The organism is Streptomyces sp. NPDC003016 (genome assembly GCF_053591455.1).
The window spans coordinates 62,071-80,780 of the sequence record NZ_JBSFTV010000024.1; the positions used below are offsets into that span (position 1 = coordinate 62,071).

General features: G+C 73.2%; 1 protein-coding gene (running past one end of the window). It reads right to left on the bottom strand.

The window, feature by feature from the left end:
• Window positions 1-17 precede the first annotated feature (17 nt).
• On the bottom strand, window positions 18-18,710 hold the 3' portion of the coding sequence (locus tag ACWDZ4_RS21470) for an amino acid adenylation domain-containing protein (protein WP_451510008.1). 4,452 nt of this gene lie beyond the right edge of the window; the window shows 18,693 of its 23,145 coding nt (coding positions 4,453-23,145); the start codon falls outside the window, past its right edge — the gene reads right to left on this strand; the stop codon is at window positions 18-20.

Here is an 18,710-nt window from a genome sequence, read left to right on the forward strand (position 1 = left end):
AGTACGTGGTTCGGACATCATCCATCAGCGCCCTCTGCGGACGCCCCGCGTCCGCCGTCGTCCGACCCGGTCCGTGGGACTATGCGGTCGATGTGCCGTCCCAGCGAGGCATTGAAGGTGTCGGGCGCCTCAAGCATCACGAAGTGCCCCACCCCCTCGACCAGATCCACCTCCACTCCGCACCTGTGTGCGGCGGCGAGGTTCGTCGGCATCCAGGAGGTCGAGTTGACCAGGACCAGCGGGACGTCGAAGTGCTTCGGCACGTCCTGCAGGTACGTCAGCATCTCGCGGAACGCGGCCGAGACGATCGCCCCGCCCACCTGCTCGCGCGTGCGCTCGACCAGCTCGACCAGATCCTGTCGCGCTGTGTCGAGGAACAGCTCCCCGGCCTTCACCGGCTGGTCCGAGAACGACTGGACGAAGCGGTCGAGTTGAGCGGCGTCCAGTCGCTTGGGGTCGAGGTTGTGGAGCGTGTCCACGCCGATCATGCCCTGGACCGAACCCCCGAGCAGCGGCGCGGCGGCCAGCATCACCGGCCCGCCCAGCGAGTGACCGATCAGGACCACGTCCCTCACCCCGGCGTGCTCGACGACGGCCGCCACATCCCGGGCGAACGCCTCGATGGTCCACTTCCGCCGGTCCTTGCCCGACCGGCCGTGCCCGGCGAGGTCCAGGGCGATCACGGTGAACCGCCCCTCGAAGAAGGGGATCTGACGGTCCCAGTACGACGCGTCACAGCCCAGACCGTGAATGAAGACCAGTGCGGTGGGGCCGCTGCCCCGGACCCGGTAGTGGATCCGGGTTCCGTCGGCCGACCGCGCCTCGGCCGCACCCGCGCTCCCGGTCGCGGGCAGAGGCGCGGTCGCGGGGAGGGTCGCGGCCGCCGGCAGGGTCGCGGTGGTGTGGGGCGCGGACGCGTCCATCGGCTTGCGCGCGATGATGCCCACGTGCTCCATGTCGGGGCCGGGAGCGCCGTACGACTCCCGGTCCACTCCCACGGCGCCGAAGAACCCGGCGCGCTCCACGACGAACCCGGCCGCCTCGCACTCCCTGCGGAAGACATCGGGGTCGATGGCGTTGATCAGGCTCGGCCCGCCGACGACATGGGCCGGGTCGAAGTGCGCGGCAACGTCGTCGATGTACCCGGGCCACGGGTCACCCGCCCGCTTGCGCTCCTCGTAGTCGGCGGCCTTGGAGGCCCAGTACCCGAAGTAGGGCGAGTCGGTGCTCAGGAACACCTTTCCGCCCGGGGTCAGCCAGCGGAACATCTTGCGCAGTATGAGCCGCACCCCGTCGGGGTCGAGGAAGTGCATGACACGGCTGGCGTGCACGGCGGTGAAGCGCTCGTCCTCGAAGTCGACGTCGGGCAGTGTGCCCCGTCGCAGGGTCAGGCGCTGCCTGCTCTCGTCGTTGACGCGCTGTCCGAGGATGTCCAGGTGCTTCTGCTCCATGTCCAGTGCGACGACCCGGGCCCCGCGCTCCAGCGCGGCGATGCTGGCGACACCGTAGGCGCAGCCCATGTCCAGCACCTCCCCGCCGCGCTCGCCGGCGTAGTCGGCGAAGTCGGTGGAGTAGGGGATCAGGTGCTCGACCATGACGCCCGTGCGGTTGAGGGTGGCGACCATGCCGCCGAAATCGATGGCGGCGGCGGACTTGAGGTCCTCCAGGACGTCGTGCTCCCTCGTCACCGTGATCGGCGCCCTGGACGGGGCGGCGGCCTCGGGTGCCGTCGGTTCCTGCGACGGGAGCGGCGTCAGGGAGACCGCCTTGCGTTCGGGACGACGTTCCCGGCTGCCCCGGCCCGCGCCACGGTCACCCGGACGGACGTCGAGGCGGTGCGGTATCTCCGCCGGATCGGCCAGTACGACGGGCTTGGATGATGCCGTCCGCGTCTCGTCTGCGGGACGCGGCGCACCGGCCGTAGCGGGAACCGCGGCCCTGGGCGCGACCGTGACCGTCGAGGCCGGCGTCGGCGTCGAGGCCGGCGTCGGCGGTGGCGGGGAGACCGCCGTGGCCGGGCCGGGCCGTTCGCCGCCCACCCAGTAGCGGTTCCTGGCGAACGGGTACGCGGGCAGGCGCAGCCTCGTGGGACGGCTTTCGCCCGGCCGGGCGCCCGGGCCCGGGATGGTGTGGCCCGCGACGTAGTGCTGGGCCAGGTCCACGAGTGCCTCACGGCGGTGGGCGGGGTCGAGCCGGGTGTCCAGGGAGTCTTCCAGCCGGGTCCGGATGTGCTCGGCGCCCGCCGCACGGGCGGTGAAGTCCCGGGGCACCGTGCCCCCGAACCACGCACCGGCGCGCGCCGGGCGGTCGGACCGCGCGTGGCTCTTGGCCGTCCAGAGCGCGACGGCCTCGTCGAGGGAGCTCACGACGACGGCGCAGCGGTGGCGGAAGTGATGCCGTCCGGTGAGCAGCGTGGCGCTGAGTCGCGGCAGGTCGGCGTCGCTCAGTGCGCCGGTCGCGATCCGGTCGACCAGCCGGTGGACGACCTGCTCCAGGGCCGTTTCGGTCTTCGCCGAGAGCGGCAGCAGGTAGTACGGCTGCGCCGGGGCGGCCGGTGACGGCCCGCCGGTGTACTCGCGTACGACCACATGGGCGTTGGTGCCGCTCATGCCGAAGGCGCTGACCGCGCCCGTGCGGGGCTTGCCCGGCGGCGGTGTCCACTCCTTGGTCGACTTGTTGACGTAGAAGGGGCTCTCGCTCCAGTCGATGTACTCGTTGTCCTGCTCGCAGTGGAGGCTCGCCGGGATGGTGCCGTGACGCAGGGCCTCCGACAGGCAGACCAGGCCGACCAGGCCGGAGGCGGCGAAGGTGTGGCCGACGTTGGTCTTGGTCGAGGTGAGGGCGCAGAAGCCCTGCTTCTCGGTATGCGGGCGAAACGCCTCGCGCAGGGCGTTGACCTCGACGGGGTCGCCCAGCCTGGTCCCCGTTCCGTGGGTGACGATGTAACCCAGGTCCTCGGGATCGACCCCGCCCCGGCGGTAGACGGTCTCCAGCAGCTCGCGCTGTGCCTCTCCGGCGGGGGCGGTGATGCCGTTGGTCCTGCCGTCGTAGTTGATGCCGCTGGCAGTGATCACGCTGTGGACGGGGTCGCCCTCGGCCTCGGCCCGGTCGAGCGGGCGGAGCACCAGCGCCGTCACCGCCTCGCCGGGCACCATCCCGTCCGCGCGCCGGTCGAAGGTGGCGCAGCGGCCCTCGGCCGACAGCATGCCCGCCCGGTTCATCGCCGCGAGCGACTGCGGGGTGAGGACGAAGTTGGCCGCGGCGACGACGGCGATGTCGCACTCGCCCCGGCGCAGGCTCGCGCACGCCTGGTCCAGGGCGACCAGGCCGGACGAACAGGACGTGTTGATGGCCAGGACGGGGCCCTTGAGGTCGAGGAAGTACGACAGCCGGGCGGCCAGCACGCCGTCATGGTTGGAGGTGAGGCTGCCGCCGTCCCCGACCAGCAGCTGGTAGTCGCCCTGCTCCACGCCGACGAACACGCCGACGCGGCTGTCCTTCAGTTCCTCGGCGCCGAGGGCGGCGTCCTCCAGTGCCTTCCAGCTCTCCTGGAGCAGATGCCGCTGGCGCGGGTCGATCGTGCGGGCCTCCTTGGGCGCGATCTCGAAGAAGGCCGCGTCGAACTCGTCCGCCCAGTCGATGCCGCCCATCCACGGGTAGCGCTCCGCCGCTTCCTCCTCCTGGTGCGCCGCGGCGGCGCCGAAGCGCACCGGCGGGACCTCGGTGACGAGGTCCTTGCCGTCGGTCAGCGCGTTCCAGAAGTCGTCGACGGAACGGCAGCCCGGGAAGATGCCGCTCATGCCGATGACGGCGACCGGCGCCTCGCCCGGGAGCGACTCCCGCGGCTCGTCGGTCCTGGTCCGGCCGTTCCCGGGGAACACTTCGCGAGCGTCCCCGCCGGACGTGTCGTACCGGTCCGGCGTCCCGCCCCGGCCGGACGCCTCGCGTCGGCCGCCGGTCGCCTCGTTCTCTCCGGACGTCTCGTCAGGGCCCGCAAGCGGCACCACCACGGGCTGCCCGGCCAGGTGCCCGGTGAGGCGGCCGATGGTGGGGTGGTCGTACAGGACGGTGGGCAGGAGACGTGTGCCGAGGCGTTCCGACAGCCGGTGGGCCAGCTGTGTCAGCCGGATCGAGTCCAGGCCGAGGTCGACGAAGTTGCCACCGTCGTCGAGCTTCTCCACGGGTGTCTTCAGGACGTGCGCCACGCTCTCGCGGACCGCTGCCGCGAGTCCCGCGCGGAGCCCGTCGCGGTCGGCCGGGGTCTCCTGGGTCCCGGACGGCCGGGGCACCGTGCCGGCGACGGCGCGGTCGACCAGCGACCGTGCCCGCGCGGCGGAGGCGTGCAGGACGAGGGGGGCGGCGGGAGCGGCCGTGAGGAGGCGCTCGAAGAGCGCGAGGCCGGTATCGGTGGCGAGCGGCTGCTGGCCGCTGGAGTCGAGGTAGGCCGTGACGAAGTCGCGGCCGGACCGTCCGTCCGGCCGCCGCTGGGCGGCCGCGCCCAGTCCGCCCTCCTCCCAGAGGGGCCACTGGACCGCCAGGGTCCGGTGCGGGGACCGGCGCCCGTCCAGGGCACGCGCGTACGCCGCCTGGAAGCGGTTGGCCACCGCGTAGTCGCAGCTGCCGAAGTCGCCCAGCGTGGCGGAGCTCGACGAGAAGTGGCAGACGAACCGCGCCGGGCGCGGGCCCGGCACCCGGTCGAGCGCCCGCTCCAGCGCCAGCGTCCCGAGCACTTTGGCGCCGAGGACGTCCTCGATCGCGTCGCGGGTCTTCTCGGTCAGCGGCAGCGCCTGCGCCGTACCGGCGGCGTGGATGACACCGTCGATCGCGCGTACGGAGGACGGCAGACCCTCCAGGAGCCGGACGAGCGTCTCCTCGTCGGTGACATCGGCGCGGCGGCAGACGATCTCTCCGCCGTTACGACGAAGGTCCTCCGCCCACACCTCGTCGGCCGGCCGCAGCGGTGAGCGGCCCAGCAGCACCAGGTTGGCCCGGTACGCCCCCGCGAGGTGCTCCGCGAGACGGCGGCCCAGTCCGCCGAAGGCTCCGGTGACGAGATACGTGCCGCCCTCCCGCAGGGCCGAAGGACCGTGCGGCGCGGGGAGGTCGACGCTCTCGACCCGGCAGACATGGCGTCGGCCCGCCCGGTAGAGGGCGCCGGCCTTGGACTCCTGGTGCTGTTCGGTGAGGAGCAGGCCGGCCCAGCGCGCGGCGTCCGCGACGCCGTCGTGCAGGACGACGCGCAGGGCCGTGCCGGGGAGCACCCCGGGCAGCGAACGCTCGTAGCCGATCAGCGAGTCCAGGGCGGCCTGTTCCACGGCATCGCGGAAGTGCCCGGCCACGAGGACGTCGGGGACGTCCAGGGACGTGGCGGCCAGGGCGCGCACCAGTACACCGACGTCGGTCAGCTCGCGCAGGACGGCAGCGCCGGCGTCCTGCTCGGTGGGCCACAGGTAGTGGATGGCGTCGATCGGACCGTGTGCCTCGGCGACGGTGGCGAGCACGCGTCGCCAGCTCCGCTCGTCGCTCCGGTGCACCGCGTGGGCGGAGACGGAGGCGGAGGCGGCCGGGCCGCTCGCCTGCTCGACGAAGACCAGCCGGGCGCCCGGCGCGTGTTCCCGGGCGGCGCGCCGGTAGGACTCCTGTGCCGCGCGGTCCGTGAGGAAGACCACGACGTTCTGCCCGGTGGACGCGGCTCGGCCCCTTCCGTCCCGGCCGGCCCCTTCCCTCCCGGGATCGCAGGGTGTCCAGCGCTCCTCGAAGAAGCGGGGCTGCGACACGTCGTCGGCCGGCGGCGTGACGCGTTCCCGGCCGGTGGCGTGTGCCCGGGAGGCGTGCGGGGCCTCGGGCTCGTCCGGCTCCCCGGACAGCCAGTAGTACTCCTCGCTGAAGGGGTACGTCGGCATGCTGACCCGGTGCGGCCGCCGGCCGTTGCCGTACAGCAGGTCCCAGTCGACCGGACCGCCCGCTTCCCACAGCCGCGCCACCTTGTCGAGCCTGCGCTCGGCCAGCCACTGGCGGACGAGACCCCGCCGGTCCTCGTCGTCGAGCAGGGACGACGGCGCCGCACCGGCGCCCTCGCTCACGGGCGGGTCCGTACGGTCGGCGAAGTCCCGCAGCGCGCCGATGAGTTCGGACACGGTGTGGACGACGAAGGCCGCCCGCTTCGCCAGGGCGGTCCGCCCGACCTGGAAGGTGAAGGCGATGTCCGCGAGGCGGGGAGCCGTCGGCCGGGCGGTCTCCTCCTCGGCCAGTCGGTGCGCGAGGTCGCGTGCGTACCGGCGCAGGTTCTCGGTGGTCCCGGCCGACAGGGGTACGAGGTGGGGTCCGGCGGGTACCGCGTCCCGGTCTGCCCGGGGCGGGGCCTCCTCCAGGATGGCGTGCACATTGGTGCCGCCGATGCCGAAGGAGCTCACCGCGGCCCGCAGTGGTGCGGCGCCGGGCACCAGGGGTGTGAGGCGGTCCACCACGTGGAAGGGCGAGTGCTCGAAGTCGATCTGCGGGTTGGGCGCGTCGTGGTTGATGGTCGGCGGCACCGTACGGCGGCCCACGACGAGGGCCGTCTTGACGAGTCCCGCGAGACCCGCGGCGGCGTCCAGGTGGCCGAGGTTGGACTTCACGGAGCCGATGCCGCAGAAGCCGGTCGCGTCGGTGTACCGCCGGTACGCCTCGGTCACCGCCATGACCTCGATCGGGTCGCCGATCACCGTGCCGGTGCCGTGGGCCTCCAGGTACCTGACCGACTCGGGGTGGACGCCGGTCCGGTCGAGGACCGAGGCGACCAGCTCGGACTGGCCCGCGACGCTGGGCGCGTAGTAACCGGCCTTCCGGGCTCCGTCGTTGTTCATTCCCACGCCGCGCACCAGCGCGTAGATGTGGTCGCCGTCGCGGACGGCGGACACGGCGTCCTTGAGGAGGACCACCACGGCCCCCTCGCCACCGATCATGCCGGTCGCGTCTGCCGAGAAGGGCTTGCAGTGCCCGTCGGAGGAGAGCGTCATGCCCTCCTCGTACAGGTAGCCGACGGTGTTCTCGCCGTACATGCCGCAGCCGCCGGCCAGGGCGTGCGTGGTCTGCCCGGAGAGGATGCCCTGGCAGGCGAGCGCCAGCCCGGCCAGTGAGGACGAGCAGTTGCTGTGGACGTACAGACTGGGACCGCGCAGTCCGAGCTTGTGCGAGATGGTCGTCGGGATGGTGCCGGGCTGGGCCTGGAGGAATCCGACCAGGGCCTCCGAGTCGCGCCGGGTGTCACGGCCCGCGACGGGGGCCTGGTAAAGGGCGTTGCTGGTGGACATGTAGACCGCCGCGTCCGCGACGTCGTCCGGCAGGTGGCCGGCGTCCTCGATCGCCTTCCACGAGTGCTGGAGCAGCCGGCGCAGCTGAGGGTCCATCAGTTCGGCGTCGCGCGCCGAGACCTGGAAGAAGCCCGCGTCGAAGAGGCCCTTGCCGCGCATGCTGGCGCGCACGGGCACGTGGGCGGGATCCTGGATCAGCCGTTCGTCGATGCCGAGGCGGCGCAGCTCGTCCGCCGGGCAGAGCTCCACGCTCTCCTCGCCCGCGAGGAGGTTGCGCCAGAACTGGTGGTGGTCGTCGGCTCCGGGCAGTCCGACGGACATACCGATGATGGCGACGCTGTCCGCGAGGTACGCGGGCGGTCCGGCGTGGGCGGCGGTGTCGCCCGCGGTGATGCCGGTCTTCCTCCCGTCGGTGCCGTGGCCGGGGCCGGTGTCCGCGGCCGGGGCGGGGGCCGGGGCCGGGGCGGGGACCTCGGCGACCGGGGCCGGTGCCGCGTTCAGAAGGGTGCGCAGATGGGCGCCCGTCCCCCGCGCGTGCGCGCAGCGGAAGACATCGGCCGCCGTGAAGGACACGTCGAACCGCTTGGCGACGCGATCGGCGAGCAGCACCGCCAGCACGGAGTTGCCGCCCGCTTCCAGGAAGGCGTCCGTGGGCCGGAGGTTGCCGACGCCCAGCACCTCACGCCACAGGGTCAGTACGTCGTCCTCCTCCGGGGCCACCACGGCGACGGCGCCGGCCGGCTCCTCGGGCAGCGTCAGGGGCCGTCGCGCCAGCGTCAGGCGGTCGACCTTGCCGTTCGGGGTCTGCGGAAGCCTGTCGATCGGCAGGACGAAGGCCGGAACCATGTGGTCCGGCACGCTGCGGCCCAGGTGCCGGAGCAGTTCCCGGGAGGTGACGGGTGCGACGCCCGGGGTCCGGGTCCAGTACGCGACCAGCTGGGTGCCGCCGTCCGCCGTGCCGGCCCTGGCGACGACGGCGCACTCGCGCACGGCCGGGTGCCGGCTCAGGACGTGCTCGATCTCGCCGGGTTCGACGCGGAAGCCCCGGACCTTCACCTGGGAGTCGATACGGCCCAGGCACTCGATGGTGCCGTCGCTGAGCCGGCGCGCCAGGTCCCCGGTCCGGTACATCCTGCCGCCGGGCGGGAAGGGGTTGTCGGGGAACCGCTCCGCGGTCAGTCCGGGCTTGTTGAGGTAGCCGAGGGCGAGTCCGTCGCCCGCGATGCACAGTTCGCCGGCCACGCCGACGGGGGCGATGCGGCCCTGCCCGTCCACGATGTGGATCCAGGTGTTGTCGATGGGGCGGCCGATCGTGACGCGCTTGTCCGCCTCGATCCGCGCCACCGTGGACCACACCGTCGTCTCGGTGGGCCCGAACAGGTTCCAGACCTCGCAGTCGAGCGCGACCAGGCGTTCCTTCAGCGTCTCGGACAGCGCCTCACCGCCGCACAGGACACGGACGCGTTCGTCGTTGGTCCAGCCCGAGTGGAGCAGCATCGTCCAGGTCGCGGGCGTCGCCTGCATCACGGTCGGCCGTACCCGGGCGATCAGCTCCATGAGCCGCCCCGCGTCGCGGGCGGTGGCGGCGTCGCCGAGATGGCACTGCGCGCCGGTGACCAGCGGCAGGTACAACTCCAGGGCTGCGATGTCGAAGCTGTGCGTCGTCACCGCCAGAATCCGGTCGTCCGCACGCATCCCCGGCCGCTCGGCCATCGCGCACAGGAAGTTGGTGAGTGCGCTGTGGGGCACCACCACGCCCTTGGGGTCGCCGGTGCTGCCCGAGGTGTAGATGACGTACGCCGGGTCGGAACCGGTCACCCGGCTGTCCGTGTCCGCGCCGGTCTCCCGGAAGGCCGTCCCGTCGTGGTGCGCCCGGCCGGGCTCGGGGTCCGTACCGTCGATCAGGACCACACGGCGGCCGGTGGCCCCGGCGCCCGGGTCGAGGTCCCGCAGCTGCCCGTCCAGCGCCGAGACGCTCAGGACCACCTGCGGCGCGGCGTCGTCGAGGATGTACGCGATCCGGTCCCCGGGGTACGTCGGGTCGAGCGGGATGTACGCGCCGCCGGCCCGCATCGTGGCCAGCAGCGCCACGACCAGTTCGGGCGACCGCTCCAGGTAGACGGCGACCAGGCTGCCGGGGCCGACGCCGAGCCCGCGCAGCCGGGCGGCGAGCCGGCACGAACGCTCGTCCAGCTCCGCGTAGGTGAGGGTCTCGGCCCCGTCGGTGAGGGCGATCGCGTCCGGGGTGCGGGCGGCGCGCTCGGCGAACAGTTCGTGCGCCCACCGCTCCGGGTGGCTCACCGCGGTGTCGTTCCACTCCACGGTGAGGGTGTGCAGTTCCTCCGGCGACACCAGCGAGCAGTCGTCGACAAGTTGTGCGGGCGCCGCGGCCGGGACGGTCTCCAGCAGGTGCGCGTACTGGCGCAGCAGCCGGTCGGCCGTCCCCCGGTCGAACAGCGCCGGGTCGTACTTCCAGTTGACGGCGTACCCGTCCTGCGCTCCGTGCGGCTCGACGACCTCCAGGACGAGTTCGTACTCGCCCTCCTGGTGGATGCCCTCGACGTGGGTGAAGGAGCGGGTGTCCGCGGTGACGTCCTCGTGCCAGTCCTGGTACATGAAGGCGTGGCTGAAGACCGGCGCGGAGCCGTCCGTGGCGCCGAGGCCGAGCTCGCGGACGAGCGGCCCGAACGGGTAGCTGCGGGCGATGCCGTTGAAGAGCGTCTTCTGGACGTCCTTGCACAGGTCGGCGAAGGGCTGCCGGCCGGACATCCGGCTCCTGAGGGGCACCATGGTGACGAAGTGGCCCACGGTGTCGTCGAAGCGCGCGCCGGCGCGGTTGCTGACCGGCATGCCGACCACGATGTCGTCCTGCTGGGTGTACTGGCGCAGCAGGACCTTGTACGCCGCCAGGAACGCCGCCGAGGGGTAGACGCCGTGGGTGCGGGCGAACCGCGTGATCCGCCCGCTCAGCTCCGCCGTGAGGCGATGCGTCACGGTGGCGCCGTGCGCGCCGCGCCCGGGCGTGGCGCGCGGCCGGTCGGCGGGGAACGCGGGTGCGGGCAGCGGGCCGGCCAGCTGCTCCTGCCAGTACGCGAGCCGGGCCGCCCCTTCCCCGTCCCGCAGCAGGGCCGTCTCCTCGGCGACGAACTCCGCGTATCCCGCGCGCGCCCGGGGGTCGCCGGGCATCGGCAGACCATCGGCGGCGGCCCGGTAGCAGGCCAGGAGGTCCTTCACGAGGACGACGGCGGAGGCGCCGTCGAGGACGAGGTGGTGGGCGTTCAGGAGTACCCAGGACTCGTCGCCCGGGGTGCGGAACACGGTGAGCGTGCAGAGCGGCCCGTTGTCCAGGTCGAACGGTTCCTTGGCATGCCGGCGCAGCAGCGCGACCGTCTCGTCGTGGTCGAGAGCGGGCAGTTCCCGCTCCGTGAAGGCGGGACGGGGCGCGTCGGGTCGTGCCAGCACCAGTCGGCCGTGCTCCTCGCGCACCACGCCCCCCAGGACGGGGTGGCGGACGACCGTGCGCTCGAAGGCGCGGCGCAGAGCGCGGGTGTCCAGCCCGGTGGCCCGGAAGCAGAGCGGCACGTTGTACGCGCTCGCCCCGGGCGCCGCCTTCTGGAGGGCCCACAGGCCCTGCTGGTCCGCGGAGAGGGGGTGTTCCTCGGGAAGAGGGTGCGACGCGGGCGTCCCGGCGGGCTCGGGGGCGTGCGCACGGGGGACGTCGCCCAGGTGGGCCGCCAGCTGGTCCACGGTCGTGTACTCGAAGAGTGACGCGGACTCGAACGCCGGGTCGAGTTCCCGCTGGATCCGGCGGGCGATGTGGACGAGGGCCATCGAGGACAGTCCCAGCGCGGGGAAGTCCTGGTCGGTCCGCACGTCGTGGGGCCGGGTGTCCAGTTGCCCGCCGATCGCCCGGCGGAGCCATTCGCGGGCACCCGGGGCGGCAGCCGGCGCGGTGTGCGGCCGCTCCGCCTCCCGGAGCGGCTCCTGCGCGCGCTCCGGCGCCGGCTTCTGCTCCGGTTTCCGCTCCGGCTGAGGCCGGTGTTCGTGCTCCGGCCGGTCCTCCCGCCGGGGCCCGTGCTCCGCGGGGGACGGCTTCTCGTCCTCGTACCAGTACTCCTTCCGTCCGAAGGGGTACGTCGGCAGGCTGACACGGCGGGGTGGACGGGCGCCGTGGAGCTCACGCCAGGGCACGGTCGCACCGGTCAGCCACAGCCGCGCCGACGTCCGGAGGTCCCCCGCGGCGACGGCCGCCGCCATGCCGGGGTCCAGCGCCTCACCCACGCGCCGCGACGGCGCACCGGTGAGTTCGGCGTACTCCCCCTCACCCGCGCCACCAGTGGTGAGGAACGCCGCCAGCCGGTCGGCGAGCTCCGTGGTGGAGCGTACGACGAGAGCGAGCCGGACGGGCAGCTCGTCGCGGCCGGTCTGAAGGGTGTGGGCGAGGTCGCGCAGCGGCACCGGCCGCCCGCCGCGGTCCGCCTCCTCCAGGAAGCGGGACAGTCGTCCGGCCGCGGCCCGCAGCTCCTGCGGGGTGCGCGCCGAGAGCGGCACCAGGCAGGTCTCGTGGGCCGGCCGTCCGAACGCACGGGCCGCGACGTCGTCTTCCATGTATTCCTCGATGATCAAATGTGCGTTCGAGCCACCGGCGCCGAAGCAGGAGATGCCGGCGCGCCTCGGCAGAGGCCGCCCCTGCGCGTCGGACGGCGTCCAGGGAGCGAGCTCACGCTGGACGAAGAACGGCGACCGCTTGAAGACGATGCCGGTGTTCAGGTCCTCGGCGTTGATGGAGGGCGCGAGCCGCCCGTGCCGCAGCTGCATCAGGACCTTGGTGAGCCCGGCGATGCCGGACGCGCTCTCGCAGTGGCCCAGGTTGGACTTGAGCGAGCCGATCGCGCAGTACTGCCCCTGGCGCCCCGTGCCGAAGGCCCGGCTCAGCGCCGAGACCTCCATGGAGTCGCCGAGGAGGGTCGCCGTGCCGTGGGCCTCGACATAGCTGACCGTGTCGGGCGTGACACCGGCCTTCTCCATGGCCCGTACGACCACATCACGCTGGGCCGTCAGGCTGGGCATGCTGTAGCGGCTGGTACGGCCGCCGGAGTTGACGGCGCTGCCCTTGATGACACCGTAGACGTGGTCCCCGGCCGCGACCGCGTCCGCCAGCGGCCGCAGCACCACGGCTCCGACGCCCTCGGCCGCGAGGAACCCGTCGGCACGTTCGGAGAACGGACGGCACCGGTCGCCGGACGACAGCAGCCCGTGCTCCTCCAGCACCTCGAAGTGGTCCGGGTTGAGCAGCAGATTGACCCCGCCCGCGATCGCGCAGTCGCTGTCACCGCTGTGGAGGCTTTCGACGGCCAGGTGGACGGCCGTCAGCGAGGCGGAGCACGCCGTGTCGACGGCGATGCTCGGCCCCTGGAAATCGAAGAGGTACGAGGTGCGGTTGGCGATCGACGAGTAGGCGGTTCGCCCGTTGTACGTGGAGTTCATGACGCCCGCGAACACACCGACGCGGCCGCACTCGGCCAGTGCCCCGGCGGTGTAGCCGGCGTCCTGCACGGCGCTGTGCACCGTCTCGACGAAGAGCCGCTCCTGGGGGTCCATCGCCGCCGCTTCCCGCGCGGGGATACCGAAGTACTCGGCGTCGAAGGAGGAGACGTTCGCCAGGAAACCGCCCCGGGGACGCTCCTCGCCCTCCCAGCGGCACCACCATCGGTCCGTCGGGTAGGGGGCGGTGGCGCTCTCGCCGCGGGTCAGGTTCTGCCACAGCTCCTCGGGGCTGTCGGCTCCCGGGTAGCGCCCGCCGAGACCGACGACGGCGATGTCCCCGGTACGGGCCGGGGCGGGGGTCCGCGCCGGTTCGGGGGTCCGCGCCGGTTCGGGGGTCCGCCGGAACCCGTCGTCCGCCGGGGCGGGCCGGAACTCCTGAACGGGCGGGGCAGCCGGGGCGGCCGGGGTGGTCGACGCGACCGGGACGGTCTGGGCGGCCGCCTCCGTCGTGCCGCCGGCCAGTACCCCGGCGAGCCGCTCGGGATGCGACGCCGTGAAGTACCCGGCCACCTCCCCGATCGTCGGGCAGTCGAAGAACAGCGTGCTGCTCAGCTCGTCGAAGTCACGGGACAGCATGTTGTTGAGCTGGATGACGAGGATCGAGTCGAGCCCGAGGTCGAAGAGGTTGGCGTCCTCGGCGAGCTCCTCGGGTGCCAGCCTCAGCGTCCGGGCGACGAGCCCGGTGAGGTACGCCGTGGCGCGGGCGGTGAGGGAAGCACCACCACCGTCGGTGACACCCCGGGCGACAGCACTGGTCCGCGGCTGCGGCTGCGGCGCCTGCGGGAACAGGCGCAGCAGCTCCGGGCGCCGGTCCGCGAGGAAGTGCTCGACGAGTTCGTCCAGCGTGCGCAGCTCGAAGAAGAGCGTGCTGCCGACGTCCTCGAAGTCCTTGGCGACGGCGCTGTTCATGCCGGACACCAGGATGGAGTCCAGCCCGTAATCGTGCAGGTCCTTGTGCGGGTCGAGCTCCGTGTCCGCAAGGCGCAGGGCCTCGCGTATCAGCTGTTCGAAATAGGCAGTGACGTGGGTGCGCAGGGATGCCTCGGCGCCACCGGAGCCACCGGAGCCACCGGAGCCACCGGAGCCACCGGAGCCATCGAGGGCACCGGATTCATGGCCGGAACCGGAGTCGCGGGCGGAACCGGCCGTCGTACCGGCAGCCGCCCCTGCCCGGTCCTCGGCTCCTTCGGGTTCTTCCGGTCCCGTCCGGATGCGGAACCTGCCGTCGCTCTCGGCGACGATCAGTTGCTGGCCGAGGGCATGGGCGGCGGTGTCCGGCTGGGCGCCGGTACGGAAGCCCTCGTCCTCCAGGACCTCCAGCCAGCGGTCGGCCGCCAGCACGGGGCTTCCCGGGATGCGCAGTTCGGCGTCCCGGTACAGCCACCATCCGTCCAGCAGCCCGAACGTCAGATGGGCCAGGATCGTGTTGCGGCTCATCTCGTTGATGAACAGCAGGCCGCCCGTGCGCAGGGCCGCCTTGACGTTGCGCAGGGTGCCGGAGATGTCCGCGGTGGCGTGCAGCACGTTGGTGGCCACGACGATGTCGAAGCCGCCCGGCTCCACGCCCTGCTGCCCGGGCGGGCGCCCCGCGTCGAAGATCCGGGTCGTCAGGTGCGGGTAGCGGGGGCGCAGCCGCTCCTCGGCGCGGAACAGGAACGCCTTGGACAGATCGGTGTAGCAGTACTCGGCGATGCGGTCGCCGAACGGTTCGAGGGCCTCCAGCACCTTCGCGCTCGTCGCACCGGTGCCGGCTCCGACCTCGAGGACACGCAGGCGCCTGGACGAGCCGGCACGGTCCCAGGCCCGTACGGCGTCGGCCACCAGGACGCTCAGCCGGTCGTTGAAGTAGTCGGCGACCGGGTCGCCCCGGTAGATGCCCTCGACCCGTGACATGGAGGAGCCCGGGAAGAGGATCTCGGTGGCCTGCCGGGTGCCGGTGAGGACGTCGGCCAGAGCCAGCAGGCACGACTCGACCAGGTCGACCTGCGCCCGCTGGTTCTCGTTGGGCTGCCATCCGTCGCGCTCGGCGTGCCACTGACGCCACAGTCCGGCCCGGTCCAGGCCGTGGGCGGCCGGCCCGGCGCGGCGGCGGTCGCCCACGAGCTCCACGAGCCCGGCGTGGGCGAGCAGCCGGTCGCTCTCCTCCATCCACCGGGCGTACTTGGCGAGGACACGCTGGTCCAGACCGTCCAGACCCTCGGGCTGTCCGGTCAGGCCGTCCCGGCCCAGCGGAGCGAGGTCCCGGAGCGTGACGAAGAGCAGCTGGGCCGCCAGTTCGCACATACGCGGGTGGGGCAGGAACGCGTGCAGCCGCTCCACCTCGCCGCGCGGCGCACGGTGGGCCGCCACGATCTCGTCCCGTACGGACGGCAGGAGGGCCGGACGGCTGCCCTGCCGCTCGTCGAGCGCGAGTCCGCGCAGCGCCCCGTCCCCGAAGGTCCGCATCAGCACGACCTGGCTGTGCTCGCTCCCGAGGAACGACTCCAGGGCGTTCAGCGCCTCGTCGGGGTCGAGCGAGTCGACGCCGACGGCCGCCATCCGCTCCTGGTAGAAGGGGTCGCTGACCACTCCGGTCACACCCCAGTAGCCCCAGTTGACCGCTTTGGCCAGGGGCAGTCCGCGCTGCTGGAGCTCATGCGCCAAGGCGTCCTTGAAGGTGCATCCGGCCGCGTAGTTCGCCTGGCCGGCGGCCCGCAGGAAACTTTCCACCGAGGAGAAGAAGAGGACGAAGTCCAGCGGCTCGGCGCCGAACACGTCGGCGATGTTGACGCCGACGTCGACCTTCGAGGTGAGCGCCGCACGGAAGACGTCCTCGTCCATGTGCGTCAGCGTCCTGTCGGCCAGCACGATCGCGGAGTGCACCACACCGTCGATGCGCGGATGGTCTTCCTTGATCTGCCGGTACGCGGACAGCAGGCTCCCGCGATCGCTCGCGTCCGCCGAGATGTAGCGGGGGGCCCGCGCGCCGACGGCCCGGGCGCGCGCGGCGAGCCCGGCGAGCTTGCGTTCGATCGCTTCGTCCAGCGGCCGGCGGCCGATCCACACGATCGACGCCTGGTACCGCTCGACCATGGAGCGGCTCCAGAGCTCACCGATACCGCCCGCGCCGCCCACGACGACATGGACGCCGTGCCGGCGGTACGGGCCGGTGGCCGGTTCCTGACCGGTAACCGGTTCCTGACCGGTGACGGGGAGCAGTTCCTGCGAGAACCAACGCCCGCCGCGCAGGGCCAGGGTGGTGCCGGGCCGCACGCCGGTCAGCCGTCGTTCGCCGCCGAGCAGGGCGTCGACCGGTTCGCCGGAGAGCTCGTGGGGCAGGTCGACGAGGTCGATCGTCCAACGGGTGTGTTCCTTGGCCAGGCTGCCCATCAGCCCGTGGACACCTGCGTGTGTCGCCGCGACCCTGTCCCGCTCGCGGACGAGCTGGGTGCCGAAGGTGTACGCCGTCCAGGTCATCTCCCGGGTGCCCTGGCCCAGCGCCAGCAGCGCCTTGACGATCCGGAAGAGTTCGATCACGCCGCGTTCCTGGCTCCCGATCATGTCGTCGGGGTCCTCGGCCGGAGCGACCCAGACGACCTGCGCGATGCGGCCGGCGGCCCCCGGGCGTGCGGGGTGCGCGGGATCCGTGGACGCTTCGCGTATCCGGTCGGCTGTTTCCTGGATCGAGGCGCCCGGCGGGAGGTCGATCGCCCGGTGGCGGGGGTGGAGGGCCCGAAGTCCCGCACTCAGCCGGCGGCCGGAGTCGAAGACGAGCACCTCGCCGTCCGTGGTCTGCGGGGACGCCTCACCGGGATGCCTCGGCTCCCACACGGGCAGCAGGGTGCGCAGCCGCGACGCGCGGGCGGGGCGGTCCGCGGGCGCTTCGAGCTCCCGGTAGGCGAGTCCGCGCAGGGTTGCGCAGACGCGGCCCCGCTCGTCGATGAGGTCGATGTCGAGCACCCGGCCCGCTCCGGCGGCCCGCCGTCCCGCTGCCGGGCGCACCCATGCGTACATCGTGGCGCCGAAGGGCGCGTGGACGTCGAGCCGGTCGAGTGCGAACGGGACCGGAGTCGCCCCGTGCCCGTCGGTGGTGGTGTCCGGGCCGGCGGCCGTGTCGAACGCGGGGTCCAGGCCGAGCGAGGCGTGGATCGCCGCGTCCAGGAAGCTCGGGTGGAGGGTGTAGTCGGCCAGTGAGCCGTCCATGTCCCCGGGCAGCGACAGCTCGGCGAGCACCTCGCGGCGCCCCTCGGATTCTCCCCGGTGCAGGGTCCGTACGAGACGGAAGCCCGGCCCGTACTCGACGCCCGCGCGTGCGATGTGCGCGTAGCACTCCGCCCCGGACAGCGACCGCAGCCGAAGGCCCGAGCGCAGCCGGTCCAGTTCGACGTGCGGCGGGGCCACGGCGGGGCCGGTCACCGCCCGGCCCTGGACGTGCGAACGGCCGCCGTCGCTCAGGAGCTCGAAGCGCAGCGGTCCCGCGCCCGTGGCACCGTCCGCCTCCTCCTGCGTGCGGTGTCGTTCCGGGGCGAGGGTGAACTCGATGTCGCGGCCGTCGTCGCCGACGACCACCGGGCGCACCCAGGTGACGTTCTTGAGGACGGTCCTCCCGCCCTCGCGCTCCGCGCCGGTCAGGGCACGCCGGACGGCGGTGTACGCCATCTCCAGGCCGGCCACGGCGGGCAGCAGCCGCCGGCCGCCGACGACGTGGTCGGCCAGCACGTACTCGTCGCCGGTGAAGCGGGAGCGGTAGCGCTGTCCGTCCGGTCCCGACACGTTCTCGTGCAGCAGCGGGTGCAGCCGCGCGGGCGGCTCCCCGCCCGCCGTGGTCCCCCGCCGCGCCGGCGTCCCGGGGAGCTCCCGCCGGGTCCGCAGGGCCGGTGCGGGCCACGGGTGGGCCACGGGCCCGAAGGCGTATCCCGGCAGACTGATGCGCCGGGCCGCCCGCGGACGGGGCAGGAGGCTCCAGTCGACGTCGGCGCCGTCCGCCCACGCCTTGGCGACCTTCTTGAGCCTGCCGTCGGCCAGTCGGCGCGCGAGTTTCGCGTCCCGGGCCCTCGCGTCCTGCCGCCCGGCCGGCCGGGCCCCGTTCCCCGGCCGCCGGCCCGTGAAGCGCCGGGGCGATCCGTCACCGGCCGGGTCCTGGACGAACGCCTCCAGCTCGGCCGCCAGCCGGCGCGGGTCGCGCACGACGAACGCCACCCGGCAGGCCATCGGCACCCGGCCCACCTGGAGCGTGTGAGCCAGGTCGTCCAGGCGCGACGAGACGGCCCGGGAGCCGCGCAGGTACCGCAGCAGCTCGGCGGCCGCGCGCACGAGGTCGTCGGGTGTGCGGGCCGAGAGCGGCACCAGCTGGGGCACGGTGTCGCCGCCGGTGTCCACGGTCGCCCTCCTGTTCGTGTCTGCGCCGCTGTGCATGCGTCCGGTCGTGTCCGTGGTCGTGTCCGTACTCGTGGTCGTGCGGGCGGCCGGACGCGCCGTGGTGGCCGGGCCGGCGTCGCGTACGTACTCCTCGAAGACGGCGTGCGCGTTGGACCCGCCGAGCCCGATGGAGCTCTGCGCGGCGCGGCGCGGGGTGTCGCCGGCCGGCCAGACACGCAGCCGGTCCACGACCCGGAACGGTGAGGTGTCCAGCCGCAGCTGCGGGTTCGGCCGGTTGTAGTGCAGGGTCGGCGGGATCTGCCCGTGGTAGAGGCTGAGGAGGACCTTCACGCTGCCCGCGAGACCGGCGGCCGTGTCGAGGTGGCCGATGTTCGACTTCACCGAGCCGATGCCGCAGTAGCCGGTGTCGTCCGTGTGCTCGCGGTACACCTCGGTCAGCGCCGCCAGCTCGACGGGGTCGCCCAGCTTCGTACCGGTGCCGTGCGCCTCGACGTAGCCGATGGAACGGGGGTC